Origin of the sequence: Paraburkholderia fungorum (assembly GCF_046027215.1) — a bacterium.
Classification (GTDB): Bacteria; Pseudomonadota; Gammaproteobacteria; order Burkholderiales; family Burkholderiaceae; genus Paraburkholderia; species Paraburkholderia fungorum_D.
Window position 1 is genome coordinate 1,912,041 of the sequence record NZ_JAQQEN010000001.1, and the last position, 12,632, is coordinate 1,924,672.

Annotated in this window: 11 protein-coding genes; 9 read left to right on the top strand and 2 right to left on the bottom strand. The window is 63.3% G+C overall.

Features of this window, described 5'->3' with window-relative positions:
* Window positions 1-29 precede the first annotated feature (29 nt).
* From PQR27_RS08515 to PQR27_RS08525, 3 genes are all read left to right on the top strand, one after another.
* Entirely contained in the window at window positions 30-659 is a 630-nt protein-coding gene (locus tag PQR27_RS08515) for a hypothetical protein (RefSeq protein ID WP_408523181.1), read from the top strand.
* A gap of 129 nt (window positions 660-788) precedes the next feature.
* Window positions 789-1,973 carry a cystathionine beta-lyase gene (locus tag PQR27_RS08520; protein WP_408523182.1) on the top strand — a complete coding sequence of 395 codons (1,185 nt, stop codon included), beginning with the start codon at window positions 789-791 and terminating at the stop codon, window positions 1,971-1,973.
* 178 nt (window positions 1,974-2,151) lie between these two features.
* Complete coding sequence (locus tag PQR27_RS08525; protein ID WP_408523183.1) at window positions 2,152-2,601, top strand: hypothetical protein; 450 nt, start codon at window positions 2,152-2,154, stop codon at window positions 2,599-2,601.
* 235 nt (window positions 2,602-2,836) lie between these two features.
* Here PQR27_RS08525 and serB read toward each other — a convergent pair whose 3' ends face one another.
* Window positions 2,837-3,676 (bottom strand): phosphoserine phosphatase SerB, encoded by an 840-nt coding sequence (gene serB, locus PQR27_RS08530; RefSeq protein WP_408523184.1) that lies wholly within the window; start codon window positions 3,674-3,676, stop codon window positions 2,837-2,839.
* Window positions 3,677-3,924: 248 nt separating this feature from the next.
* Between serB and PQR27_RS08535 the strand changes: the two genes are divergently transcribed.
* The 4 genes from PQR27_RS08535 (at window position 3,925) to PQR27_RS08550 (ending at window position 9,608) form a co-directional block, all read left to right on the top strand.
* Window positions 3,925-5,172: a cytochrome P450 gene (locus tag PQR27_RS08535; RefSeq protein ID WP_408523185.1), complete on the top strand. Its 1,248-nt coding sequence runs from the start codon at window positions 3,925-3,927 to the stop codon at window positions 5,170-5,172.
* A 193-nt stretch (window positions 5,173-5,365) separates the two neighbouring features.
* A complete protein-coding gene (gene ku, locus PQR27_RS08540; protein ID WP_408523186.1) occupies window positions 5,366-6,361 on the top strand; it encodes a non-homologous end joining protein Ku in 996 nt (331 codons plus the stop codon).
* 37 nt (window positions 6,362-6,398) lie between these two features.
* The gene (gene ligD / locus PQR27_RS08545) at window positions 6,399-9,263 is read left to right on the top strand and encodes a DNA ligase D (protein WP_408523187.1); all 2,865 of its coding nucleotides are present in this window, start codon (window positions 6,399-6,401) and stop codon (window positions 9,261-9,263) included.
* A gap of 45 nt (window positions 9,264-9,308) precedes the next feature.
* Complete coding sequence (locus PQR27_RS08550) at window positions 9,309-9,608, top strand: hypothetical protein (RefSeq protein WP_408523188.1); 300 nt, start codon at window positions 9,309-9,311, stop codon at window positions 9,606-9,608.
* 9 nt (window positions 9,609-9,617) lie between these two features.
* On the opposite strand, the gene PQR27_RS08555 is transcribed toward PQR27_RS08550, so the two are convergent.
* Window positions 9,618-10,592: a LysR family transcriptional regulator gene (locus tag PQR27_RS08555; RefSeq protein WP_408523189.1), complete on the bottom strand. Its 975-nt coding sequence runs from the start codon at window positions 10,590-10,592 to the stop codon at window positions 9,618-9,620.
* A gap of 102 nt (window positions 10,593-10,694) precedes the next feature.
* Here PQR27_RS08555 and PQR27_RS08560 point away from each other — a divergent pair, with 102 nt between their 5' ends.
* Window positions 10,695-11,711 (top strand): zinc-binding alcohol dehydrogenase family protein, encoded by a 1,017-nt coding sequence (locus PQR27_RS08560; protein WP_408523190.1) that lies wholly within the window; start codon window positions 10,695-10,697, stop codon window positions 11,709-11,711.
* A 325-nt stretch (window positions 11,712-12,036) separates the two neighbouring features.
* Window positions 12,037-12,600: a DUF6013 family protein gene (locus PQR27_RS08565; protein WP_408523191.1), complete on the top strand. Its 564-nt coding sequence runs from the start codon at window positions 12,037-12,039 to the stop codon at window positions 12,598-12,600.
* Window positions 12,601-12,632: the final 32 nt, after the last annotated feature.

Consider the following 12,632-nt stretch of genomic DNA (forward strand, 5'->3'; position numbering starts at 1 on the left):
AGCCGTATCAGGTAACAAGGAAGGAACGGATGCAGGTATTCAAAGCGAAGAAGGGCGCGGCGCGCCGGCGCGGTTGGGTCGCGCTGGGCATGGCTGCAATGCTGTATGCGGGCGCGGGCATGTTAGTGCCCATGCAGGCATCGGCGGAAAGCGACGCGGTCAAGGAACTGGCGGCGCCGCCGCCGATCCAGTTGCCGCTCAAGCCGAGCCCTGAATTCGCGAAGTTCCCGCGCTACGCCGGCATGCTGGGCTCGCGTCAGATCGTGCTGCGGCTTGGCGCGAAAACCGACGATCCGGCCGGCGTGCACGGCGAATATCAATACACCGATACCGGCGAAGTCATTCTGATCGCGGGTGACCGCGACGGCGATACGCTCGAGGTCGAAGAGTCGAACGACGGCACGCATATCACCGGCAACTGGGTCGGCAAGTTCGCCGCCGATGGTTCGGTGGCAGGCGACCGGATGAATGTCGACGACTCCGACCCGCAGCCGTTCGACCTGAAGCCGCTGGCGGCAGGGCAGGCCGTGCCGGCTGCATCCGCGAATGCCGCGGCCAGGCCGCAACCGTCCGCGGGCGCTGCCGCCGTTGCGCCCGCTTCGGCAACGGGCGGCGCTCATCCGGTCGGCGGGGTCAGCAACCTGCAAACTGGCGAGTAACGGCTCGCGCCGCGTGCGCGCGCAGCGCTTCTTCAAGCGAAATCCCGCCGGCTCGTCTACTCTTGCGTGTGCGGCGCGCTGCCTGACAGCGCACCCTCCGTTTCCGTCTGCTTCTCATCGAACTTCACCATGACCCAATCCAAACTCAAACGCGGTCTGCAAACCCGCATCGTGCGTGCCGAGGACCAGCTCACGCCGGGCTTCGAGTCGTTCTCGATGCCGGTCACGCGGGCGTCCACGGTCGTATTCCCCGATCTCGCGACGATGCGTGCGCTCGACTGGAAAAACGACGCGCAGTGGCGCTATGGCCTGCACGCCACGCCGACTTCGCTTGCGCTGGCACAGCGGCTTGCCACCATCGAAGGCGGTCATCACGCGTTGCTGCAGCCGTCGGGCCTGTCGTCGATTTCGAATGTGTACTTCGGCCTCGTCAAGGCGGGTGACGACGTGCTGGTTCCCGATAACGTCTACTCGCCGAACCGCGATCACGGCGACTGGCTGGCGCGCGATTTCGGCATCACGGTGCGCTACTACGATCCGATGATCGGCGCGGGCATTGCCGATCTGATCCAGCCGAATACGCGTTTGATCTGGCTCGAAGCGCCCGGCTCGGTGACCATGGAAGTGGCCGATGTGCCCGCCATTACCGCGGTGGCACGCGCACGCAAGGTCGTGACGGCCATCGACAATACATGGTCGGCGGGACTGGGCTTCCGGCCTTTCGATCATGGCGTCGACATCTCGGTGCAGGCGTTGACCAAATACCAGTCGGGCGGCGGCGACGTGCTGATGGGCGCGACGATTACCGTCGATCGCGAATTGCATCTGAAGCTGAAGGCGGCGCGCATGCGTATGGGCATCGGCGTGTCGTCGGACGACTGTTCGCTGATCCTGCGCAGCCTGCCGAGCATGCAATTGCGTTTCGAGCAGCATGACCGCGCGGCACTCGGCCTCGCCAACTGGCTGAAGACGCGGCCGGAAATCGCTGCCGTGTTGCATCCGGCGCTGCCCGATTGTCCGGGGCATGAGTTTTACAAACGCGACTTCACCGGGGCGGGTGGCCTGTTCTCCGTTGTGTTCGATGGCCGTTATAGTGCCGCGCAATTCGATACGTTCTGCGAGTCGCTGGAACTCTTTTCGCTCGGCTGGAGCTGGGGCGGGGCACACAGTCTCGCGATGCCGTACAACGTGGCGTCGATGCGTACCGAAGGGCAGTGGCCGCACCGAGGCACGCTGGTGCGGTTCTATATCGGCCTGGAAGAAGAGGCCGATTTGCGCGCGGATATCGAACAGTGCCTGGCGGCTTTGGGTTAAGCGCCTGAGCGTTGTTTGCTGAAAGTCATGTCAGCCCACCGGGACGCGTTTCTGGTGGGCTTTTCTTTTGTCAATTTAGCCAGTTAGCCTAACCATTCGGACGAATGTTCGACACGGTTTTTCAAAGCTACGATGGTGCGCATCCTGACTAACGGTTGTCGCATCATGGTGAGCTTCGATGAACCTTTTCTTCTGGACCCTGCTGAATCCTGGCGTGCCGATTATCGGCCCGATCTTTACGCTGGCGCTCGTCGCGCCCACACACGGCTTGCGCGTCGCGCGGGCGTTGATCGCCGCATCGGTGAAAGACGGCCAACTGTGCTGGTGTGCGATCGGCTTGCGCGCGGCGGCAGTTTATGAGGCAGTGACGGCATTGGAGCGGGGAAGAGGTGGGGTGCCGATGCTGGAACTCGGCATTGCGGGTTTCTGCTTTGCGGCCTTTTCCTGTTCCGTCGTTGTCATGCTGGTCTCGATCAAAGCGCATCAAGACCGCGAAACCCGGGTGATCCTACAAGAACACGTGGTATTCACGGCAGAGGCATGGTCGCGCAGGACGATGGGCGTTTCGATCGCAGCCACACTGGTCGTGGCGATCTGCTTTGCAGTGCTACATGTATATCTTAACTAGCGTTATTTGGGATAGTGCAGCGCCTATACTCAAAACCTCACGGAGGTGATCATGCGCAAACTAGTTACGTTTCTGGCGTCTGCCGAAAATCTTGATCGTTCTTTAAAGTGGATGACCGTGGTGATTTCCGTCACCCTGGTCTACCTGGTGGTCGTAGTCTCGATACCCTTTTTCATGAAATAACGCCTCCATTCTCGCCGGCCTGCGTTCTTCAGGCCGGCGCATCGTCCGCTCATCAGAACAACCGCAGCAAGCCATCCAGTCCGACAAAATTAAACGCCACGCTGGCTGCTTCGCGCACCACCGGCTTCGCGCGGAACGCGACAGATAACCCGGCTGCCGCCATCATCTTCAGATCGTTCGAACCATCGCCCATTGCAATCGCGCGGGTCGGCTCGATGCCCAGTTGGGCGCAAGTCTCGCGCAGCGTGCGCGCCTTCACGTCAGCGTTGACGATCTCGCCGACTACCTGGCCTGTCAGCTTGCCGTCCACGATTTCAAGCGTGTTCGCACGTGTGAAATCGAGGCCAAGCCGCGCCTTCAGTTTCTCGGTGAAGAATGTGAATCCGCCTGATACCAGCAGCGTTTTCAGACCTGCAGCCTTCGCACCTGCCAGCATCTGTTCCGCACCGGGCGAGAGTTGCAGCCGCTCTTCGTAAACGCGTTCGAGCGCGCTGGCGTCGAGTCCTTTGAGCAGCGCAACGCGGCGCGTCAGGCTTTCATTGAAGTCTTTGATCTCGCCGCGCATGGATGCTTCGGTGATCGCGGCCACTTCCGCTTTGAGCCCGCAAAAGTCGGCAATCTCGTCGATGCATTCGATCGTGATCAGCGTCGAATCCATATCCATCGCGACCAGTCCGAAGTCACGCAACTGACGGGCCGCTTCAACAAATGCGTAGTCCAGCTGATGCGTGCCGCAATAGACCTCGAGGTCGGCGCGCTGCGCAATGTTCGCCTCGGCGATACGAATGGCGTTTGCGTCGATGACGGTGGCATGCGAGCCGCGTGCGAGCGCGACGAGCGTTTTGTGATGATCGGCGGAAAGGGGCGCGGGGCTTTGAATGACGAGGTTCATGGACGACGCAGTGACGCGGAAAAGGGCGGGCGCGCGGCGCGCGCGGAAAATCCCGCTATTGTAACGGTTTGGCGCCACGCAACCCGCCGCCGGACGCCACCGTGCATTCGTCCGGCGCGCGGTTCATACTGGCGCATCTAACGACGCCCCGCAGCCTTTGCGTTCATCAAGTCAGACCGCGTCCGCGCGCCGCGGCACATGACACGCATCGGCAAAAGCGCCTGGGCGCACCACCACGGAGACAACCGATGACCCCGGCGACCGCCAGCGACGCGTCCACCCTTGCGCGTGATTTCGACCTGCGCCACCTGAGCCCGGACTTCTACACGAACCCATATCCGGTCTATCACGCGTTGCGCACCCATGCGCCAGTCAAGCGCATGCCTGACGGATCGCTCTTCCTGACGCGGTTTCGTGACGTCCAGGCGGTCTATCGCGACCCAAAAACCTTCAGCTCGGACAAGACCGTCGAGTTCAAACCGAAGTACGGCGACTCGCTGCTCTACACGCATCACACAACCAGTCTGGTGTTCAACGATCCGCCGCGGCATACGCGGGTACGCAAGCTGATTGCCGGCGCGCTGACGGCGCGCGCGATCGCGGCCATGGAGCCGGGACTCGTCCGGCTCGTGGACGGACTGCTCGATGCCGCCGCCGTGCGCGGCCGCATCGATCTGATCGGTGAATTCGCGTCGGCGATTCCGGTCGAGATCATCGGCAATCTGCTGGACGTGCCGCATGCGGAGCGAGAGCCGTTGCGCGACTGGTCGCTGGCGATACTCGGCGCGCTCGAACCCTCGCTGACCGATGCGCAACTCGAACGAGGCAACCGCGCGGTCGGCGAATTCGTCGACTATCTGCGGGATCTGGTGGCGCGACGCCGGCGCGCGCCCGGCGATCCGCAGCATGACGTCCTGACGCGCCTGATCCAGGGGGAAGAGGGCGGCGAGCAGTTGTCGGAAGCGGAGTTGCTGCAAAACTGCATCTTCATTCTCAATGCCGGCCATGAGACCACCACCAATCTGATCGGCAACGGTCTCGTCACGCTAAGCGGCTGGCCGGCGCAGCGCGCCGCCTTGCTGAACGAGCCGTCATTGATCGAGCCGGCGGTCGAAGAGTGTCTGCGCTTCGAAAGTTCGAATCAGCTTGGCAACCGGATGGCGACCGTCGACACCGAGATCGGTGGTATCGCGGTGACGCGCGGCACGCCGGTGACGCTATGCATCGGTGCCGCCAATCGCGATCCCGAGCAGTTCGCCGAGCCAGATCGCTTCGACATCCGCCGCGAGCCGAACCGGCATCTGGCGTTCGGCTTCGGCATTCACCAATGCGCGGGGTTGTCTCTCGCGCGACTCGAGGCGCGCATCGCCATCGGCCGCTTCGTGCAGCGCTTTCCGTCGTACCGGCTCGACGGCGAACCGGTCCGCGGCGGCCGCGTGCGCTTTCGCGGCTTCGCGGCGGTGTCCGTGGAACTGGAGCCGGCGGCTCCCGGCTGAAACGACAATCGTCGTGCCGCAGGCGCTGGCGCCAAAGCCGCCCGCGCCTCCACGCTCCGTATTTATTGCCGATCTGACGCAAGACTTACAGCCGGCCCGCAGGCGGCGAACCCGCCTGCATGAAGCCGGCCGTCGCCGCACCCCGTGGCACGCTTGCTGCTTCATGCAAGGTCCAGGGCCTTAGGAGCGCACGATGGCACACATGATCTGGAAAGGCGCAATCAGCTTCGGCCTCGTCCACGTACCGGTGCAGTTGTATCCGGCGACGCAGTCGGAGAAAGTCGGCTTCAACCTGCTGGACAAACGCTCGATCGACCCGATCGGCTACAAGCAGATCAACAAGCGCACCGGCAAGGACGTGACGCGCGATAACATCGTGCGGGGCTTCGAGTACGAGAAGGACAAGTACGTCGTGCTCTCGGACGAAGAGATCCGCTCGGCCAACCCGGAGTCGACGCAAACGGTCGATATCCTCGCCTTCGTCGATGCGCCCGATATCTCGTTCCTGTATCTCGACACGCCATACTTTCTCACGCCGGATCGCAAGGGCGAGAAGGTCTATGCGCTGCTGCGCGAAGCCATGAAGGCGTCTGGCAAGATCGGTGTGGCGAGCGTCGTGCTGCATAACAAGCAGCATCTGGCGGCGCTGATTCCCGTGGGACCGGTGCTGGCGTTGAATACGCTGCGCTGGGCCGCGGAGGTGCGCGACTTCGACCAGTTCAAGCTGCCCGCCGAAGGCGCGAAGAAAGCCGGCATCAGCACCCGCGAACTCGACATGGCGAAAAAGCTGATCGAGGACATGAGCGACAGCTGGGATCCATCGAAATATCACGACACCTTCCGCGACGACATCATGGCGCTGGTCGATCGCAAGATTCGCGCGGGTAAGACCGAGGAAATCACCGACGTCGAAACGCCGCACGAATCGCGTCAGTCCGCCGACATTCTGGATCTGTCCGACCTGCTCAAGCGCAGTCTCGGGCGCGGCAAAGAAAAGCCAGCGGCCGGCGGCCGCAAGAAGGTTGCGGACGATGAGGATGACGAAGCTGATGCACCTGCACCGGCCCGCAAGAAACCGCGTGCGACACGCGGCGCCGCCCGCACCGGCGGCAGCGGCGGCAGCGGCGGTAGTGGCGGCAGCGGCGCCAAGGCAGCACCGGCGGCCCGCAAACGCCGCGCGGCTGCCTGATCGATAACGGCATCTGAACCGTGACCAGTTCGCCGCCATGAACGACAGACTCGATCTCTACAACCGCAAGCGCCGCTTCGACGAAACGCCGGAGCCCTCCGGCACGGGGGCGCGTAAAAAAGCGGCCCGCAAGACGGCAGGGCGTGTCGCGGATCACGCGCTCTCCTACGTGATCCAGGAGCATGACGCGCGGCGGCTCCATTACGACTTCAGGCTCGAGTTGAACGGCACCTTGCTGTCGTGGGCGGTACCTAAAGGGCCGAGCCTCGACCCGTCGGTGAAACGGCTCGCGGTGCATGTCGAAGACCATCCGCTCGAATACGGCTCGTTCGAAGGCGAGATTCCGCCGGGCAACTACGGCGCGGGCACGGTTATCGTGTGGGATCGCGGGAGATGGGAGCCGATCGGCGGCGCCGCGCAAGCACTCCAGACCTATGAGGCCGGCAAGCTCAAATTCAGACTCTTCGGCGACAAGCTGCAGGGCGGCTGGACGCTTGTGCGCAGCCATATGCGCGGTAGCGGCGACAAGGAGCAATGGCTGCTCATCAAGGAGCGCGACGACGCGGCTCGCGATGAAAGCGAATACGACATCCTGAAGGAACGTCCGGGCAGCGTGCTGGACGGCGGCAAGTCGACACGCAAAGGTGCGGAGTCCGCCGGGGCAGCGGCGAAGAAAGCCGCGAGCCAGGCGCCTGCAAGTGCAAAGAGCGGGAAGAGCACAAAGATCGCAACGAGCGCCAGGACCGCCAGGACCGCCAGGACCGCTTCATCGCGCCGTGCCGACCCCAAAAAAACCGACATCGTGGCGACTCGAAGCGCGCCGTCGCTGCGCGAGCTGGCCGCCTCGCCCGCTATCGAAGGCGCGGTCAAAGCCGCATTGCCCGCCTCGTTCAAGCCGCAACTGGCGACGCTCGTCGACGCCGCGCCGCCTGGCGAGAACTGGTCGTATGAAATCAAGTTCGACGGCTATCGCGTGCTCGCCCGGATCGATCGTCAGGCGAGGGGCAGCGACGTTAAGATATTCACGCGAGCGGGCAATGACTGGACCGCGAAGTTCAGCAAACAGGTCAAGGCGTTCGACACACTCGACATCGAGCGCGCATGGCTCGACGGCGAGGCGGTCGTGCTCGATAAACATGGCGTGCCGAATTTCCAGGCGCTGCAAAACGCGTTCGACGCGAACCGCCCGCAGGATATCGTCATTTATCTGTTCGATATTCCGTTCCTGAACGGCTACGACCTGCGCGGCGTGCCGCTCGACCAGCGCCGTGCGATTCTGCGCGCGTTGCTGGAGGAGGTCGACGACAGCGTGCTGCGCTTCTCGAACAATTTCGCGTTCAGTGCCGAGGATCTGTTGAAGAGCGCCTGCGACATGGCGCTCGAAGGCATTATCGGCAAGCGGCGCGACAGCGGCTATGTATCGGGACGCTCGCCCGCGTGGATCAAACTGAAGTGCCGGCGACGCCAGGAGTTTGTGATCGGCGGCTATTCGGAGCCGACGGGCAGCCGCGCCGCCTTCGGCGCGCTCCTGCTCGGCGTCTATGACGACGAGGGCCGCCTGCAGTACGCGGGACGGGTCGGCACCGGCTTCGACGCCGCGTTGCTGCGCTCGGTCAAAAAAGCCCTCGACGCGCACGAAACGAAACGCATGCCGTTCGCCAGCGCGCCGCGTGAGCGTAGCCGTACGCCAGTGCATTGGGTCGAGCCGAAACTCGTCTGCGAATGCAATTTCGCCGAATGGACCAGCGAGCGCATCGTGCGGCAGGCGTCGTTCGTGAGTCTGCGTCACGACAAACCGGCGCGGCAGATCGTCATGGAAGCACCCCGCCAAGGAGCCGACGTGCAACAGCAAACCGATATCGCATCCGACGCCGCGCCAAAAAAACGCGCCGCGAAGAAGACTGCCGCAAGCGCAGCAACCGGCTCCGCCAGCAAAAGCACGGCGCCCTCGGCGGCAAGCAAAACGGGCAGCGCCAAAGCCCCGGCGACACAATCGAAAACCGCTGCTGCTGCCGAAATCGCCGGCGTACGCGTCTCCCATCCCGACCGCGTAATCGACACCAGCACCGGCACCCGCAAGATCGATCTGGTGCGGTACTACGAGTCGGTTGCCGACTGGATGCTGCCGCACCTGAAGGACCGGCCGGTCTCGCTGGTGCGCGCGCCGGAGGACATCGGCGGCGAACTGTTCTTTCAGAAGCACAGCCAGAAGCTGTCGATTCCGAATGTCACACAGCATCCCGGACTCGACCCCGGCCATCCGCCGCTGATTACCGTCGATACGCTCAAGGCCCTGGTCGGCGCGGCGCAGATGGGCACGGTCGAGTTTCACACCTGGAACGGCGTGGTGTCGAACATCGAGAAGCCTGATCGCATGGTGTTCGATCTCGACCCCGACGCGTCGCTCGGTTGGGAACGCATGATCGAGGCGGCGCAGCTGACGCGCTCGCTGCTCGAAGAACTCGGCCTCACGTCATTCTGTAAAACGAGCGGCGGTAAGGGGCTACACGTGGTCGTGCCGCTCGCCAAACAGGCCGGCTGGGACGATGTAAAGGCATTTTCGCAAGCCGTCGCGCAGCATATGGCGACGACCCTCCCCAAGTATTTCAGCGCGAAGATGGGCGCGCAGAACCGTAAGCAGAAAATTTTCGTCGACTATCTGCGCAACAACCGCGGCTCGAGCACGGTTGCCGCTTTTTCGGCCCGCGCGCGGCCGGGTCTCGGCGTTTCAGTGCCGCTCGCATGGGACGAAGTCACGCAGACAACGAGCGGCGACCAATGGACCATCGAAAACCTGCACGAGCGTCTCGCGGATCTGAAGCGCGACCCATGGGCGGACTACGCGAAGACGCGGCAACGCATTAGCGCGGCGATGAAAAAGCGTCTGGCCGAAGCGGCGTGATCGCCGCGCAGCCTACCGCCAATCAATACCAGAAAGGAGTACATCATGAAGACCACACCGCAATCGTCGGATGGCGACAAGCAAGCCGATCCGCACGCGAAGAAGCAGCCGCGTTCGCTGCAGGAGGCGGCGCCGCTGCCGCACGAGGCCGATCAGGATCCCGAGTCGCAGCATGAGGACCATCCGCGCCGGGTTGGCAAGCAGGCGCATCGCGACATCGAGCGCGGCCTGAAAGATACCGACCGCCGCGGTGGCGACGAGTATCAGCAGCAGACCCAGAACGACGCGCAGACGGACGTCAACTCCGACGCCAAAGGTCCCGGCAGCGGAAGCGGCAAGCATTGACTTTGCGCGTCAATCCGCCGCTTCATTCCGCTTCATCCCCGTTTCATCCCAATAGGGTGGATCGCCGAAATGGGCGGCAAGGAATTCGATGAACGCGAGCGTTCGTGCCGGCACGAAGGCGCGGCTTGGATAGACCGCCCAGATGGCCACCTTCTCCGCAAGCGGATAGGTGTCGAGTACGCTGACCAGTGCGCCGCTTTGCAGATGCGGCGCCACATCCCACGTCGACTTGAGGGCGATGCCGAAACCGGCCAGCAGGGCGTCGCGGATCACTTCACCGTTGTCGGTAACGAGGCGGCCGCTCACGCGCACGTCGAGCGGGCCGGCCGGCGTGACGAATGCCCAGTCGCGCTGGTCGGACAGGATCATGCATTCGTGTTGCGCGAGGTCGCCAGGATGGTGCGGCGTGCCACGCGCTGCGAGGTAGGCGGGCGCGGCGCAGATCACCCGGCGGTTCACCGCGAGGCGCCTCGCCACCAGCGACGAATCCTTCAACACGCCCACGCGGATCGCCACGTCGATACCGGCGTCGACGAGATCGACCAGCTGGTCCGTCAGGCGTAGGTCGACGCTCACGCCGGGATATCGGCGCAGAAATTCGCTGATCACCGGCGACACGTGCTGCCGCCCGAAAGAGGAGGGCATCGACACGCGCAAGCGACCCTGTGGCTCGGCCTGCGCGTGGCCTACCGAAGCGCGTGCGGCGGCCGCTGCGTCGAGCAGTGCCTGGGCGCGCATCATGAATACTTCGCCGTCTTGCGTCAAACTGATACGGCGCGTGGTCCGATGCAGCAGACGCGCACCGAGCAGTTTTTCCAGTTGGGCGATTCGCGAACTGGCAACCGCCGCCGACAAATCGAATTCGCGGCCGGCCGCCGACACGTTGGCGAGGAGCGCTGCCCGCACGAACAAGGCGACGTCGAGCAGATCGAGCCGCTCCCGCTCGCTGGAAGCCGGCGTGGCACGGTGACTGGTGATATCCATTCTTCTGAAAATCAAAAAGATGTTTCAGTCATTATGACGGTTTTATAAGAATAAGAACCGGCTTACGATGACGCAATTCCATCCAAACTCACAGGAGCTGTGATGAAAGCCGTAGGTCTTTATCGTTATTTGCCGATCGATCAAGCCGAAGCGCTGGTCGATGTCGAGATCAGCCAACCTGAAGCCACCGGTCGTGACCTGCTCGTGAAGGTCGAAGCGATCTCGGTCAATCCGGTCGACACCAAAGTGCGCGCGCCGAAAGACACCGTAGAAAAGGAACCGCGCGTGCTCGGCTGGGACGCCGCCGGGACCGTTGTGGCAGTTGGGCCGGACGTCACCCTCTTCAAGGTCGGCGATCCCGTGTATTACGCGGGCAGCATCACGCGGCCGGGTGCCAATAGCGAGTTCCATCTGGTGGACGAGCGCATTGTCGGGCGCAAGCCGGCGTCGCTCGATTTCAGTCACGCGGCGGCCTTGCCGCTGACCGCGATCACCGCGTGGGAAGCGCTGTTCGATCGCCTCGGCGTGTCGCCGCAAGGTGCGCACGAAGGCCGCACGGTGCTGATCATCGGCGGTGCAGGCGGGGTCGGTTCGATCGGCATTCAGCTCGCCAAACAACTTGCGAAGCTGACAGTAATCGCGACCGCGTCGCGTCCCGAATCGGCGAAATGGGCGACGGAGCTGGGCGCGGATCATATCGTCGATCACTTCGGCGATATGCCCGCGCAGCTGAAAAAGCTCGGCATCGATCAGGTCGATTACGTGTTGATGTTCAACGACACCGACAAGCACTTCCCGGCAGCGGCTGAAGTCGTCAAACCGCAGGGCGGCATCTGCACGATCGTAGAAAACAGTAAGCCGCTGCCGGTCGAACTGCTCAAGACAAAGAGCGCGGCGTTCCATTGGGAATTCATGTTCACGCGCTCGATGTTCGGCACGCCCGACATGATCGAACAGCACAAGCTGCTCACGGAGGTTGCGCGCCTGGTCGACGCGGGCACGTTGCGTACGACAGTCGGCCAGGACCTTGGCAAGATCAATGCCGGGAATCTGCGCGAGGCGCACCGGCTGCTCGAAGAAGGGCGCGCGATCGGCAAGCTGGTGTTGACAGGCTTCTAAGCCGCCCACGGCTCGACGGCGCAAGGCCGGCCTCGCAGCGATGCGGCGCCGGCCTTGTGCGTTTTGACGTGGATATCGACGCTCAAACGCGCGTTTCCTGCATCACGCAGCGGCGGCATTCACGCGCAGAAAACGCGTCGCCGCAAGCGGGTTAACACCCGATTCGTATGAAGCCCGCGGATCGTCGCTTGGCGGTAGACTGGTGGGGCATCATGCCAAAACAGTTGCGTGTCTCGCGACTCGCCTGGCGAGCGGCATCAGTCGGGCGGTGTTCAGGCAATCGCGCTTAAGCGGGCGCGCAGCGACACAACAACGAGGTGACAGTATGAGCTTTAGCTTCAAACTCTCCGCCGTGACGGTTGTCGCTTCTCTCGCTTGCGCGATGGCCCCTGGCCTGCTCGTGCCGGCCGCCCATGCGGCCACGCCGATCACCGTCACGTCGCAATCCGCGCTCGACGGCCCGATCCGCTATACGGTGCGCGTCACGTCGAAACAGTTCGGCAATTCACAGGAAACGCGCACGATCCGCTCCGGCGAATCGGACGACTTCACGTGGAAGACGGTACCGCCCGGCGGCCCGGTTCCGGCAACGGATACCTGTCCGAACTATGCGTCGTTACCGGTCGACACCAACGGCGCCATGATTCGTCAGACGCAGATCCGCTTCGCGCCGGTTGTTGGCGGCGACGGCACGGCGACGGTGCAACTGAGCTTCCAGGCGCAGACGCCGCACGGCGTCAAGACGGTGACGAGCGGCGGCAAAACGCTCAAGTGTCCGAACGACGTGAGCATCAGCCAGATCCTGCGATTTACGATGCCCACCAACGGCAGCACGAAGACGCTGACGCTCAGCGACGGGACCGAGGTGGCGGTTTCCGCCAGGCGTTGAGGTTGAGCATCATGGCGGCATGAAAGACGGCG

What these genes read in the sequence shown, in the direction of transcription:
- PQR27_RS08515 (WP_408523181.1), top strand. Translation starts at nt 30, where the DNA reads ATGCAGGTATTCAAAGCGAAGAAGGGCGCGGCGCGCCGGCGCGGTTGG.
- PQR27_RS08520 (WP_408523182.1), top strand. Translation starts at nt 789, where the DNA reads ATGACCCAATCCAAACTCAAACGCGGTCTGCAAACCCGCATCGTGCGT.
- PQR27_RS08525 (WP_408523183.1), top strand. Translation starts at nt 2,152, where the DNA reads ATGAACCTTTTCTTCTGGACCCTGCTGAATCCTGGCGTGCCGATTATC.
- serB (WP_408523184.1), bottom strand. Translation starts at nt 3,676, where the DNA reads ATGAACCTCGTCATTCAAAGCCCCGCGCCCCTTTCCGCCGATCATCAC.
- PQR27_RS08535 (WP_408523185.1), top strand. Translation starts at nt 3,925, where the DNA reads ATGACCCCGGCGACCGCCAGCGACGCGTCCACCCTTGCGCGTGATTTC.
- ku (WP_408523186.1), top strand. Translation starts at nt 5,366, where the DNA reads ATGGCACACATGATCTGGAAAGGCGCAATCAGCTTCGGCCTCGTCCAC.
- ligD (WP_408523187.1), top strand. Translation starts at nt 6,399, where the DNA reads ATGAACGACAGACTCGATCTCTACAACCGCAAGCGCCGCTTCGACGAA.
- PQR27_RS08550 (WP_408523188.1), top strand. Translation starts at nt 9,309, where the DNA reads ATGAAGACCACACCGCAATCGTCGGATGGCGACAAGCAAGCCGATCCG.
- PQR27_RS08555 (WP_408523189.1), bottom strand. Translation starts at nt 10,592, where the DNA reads ATGGATATCACCAGTCACCGTGCCACGCCGGCTTCCAGCGAGCGGGAG.
- PQR27_RS08560 (WP_408523190.1), top strand. Translation starts at nt 10,695, where the DNA reads ATGAAAGCCGTAGGTCTTTATCGTTATTTGCCGATCGATCAAGCCGAA.
- PQR27_RS08565 (WP_408523191.1), top strand. Translation starts at nt 12,037, where the DNA reads ATGAGCTTTAGCTTCAAACTCTCCGCCGTGACGGTTGTCGCTTCTCTC.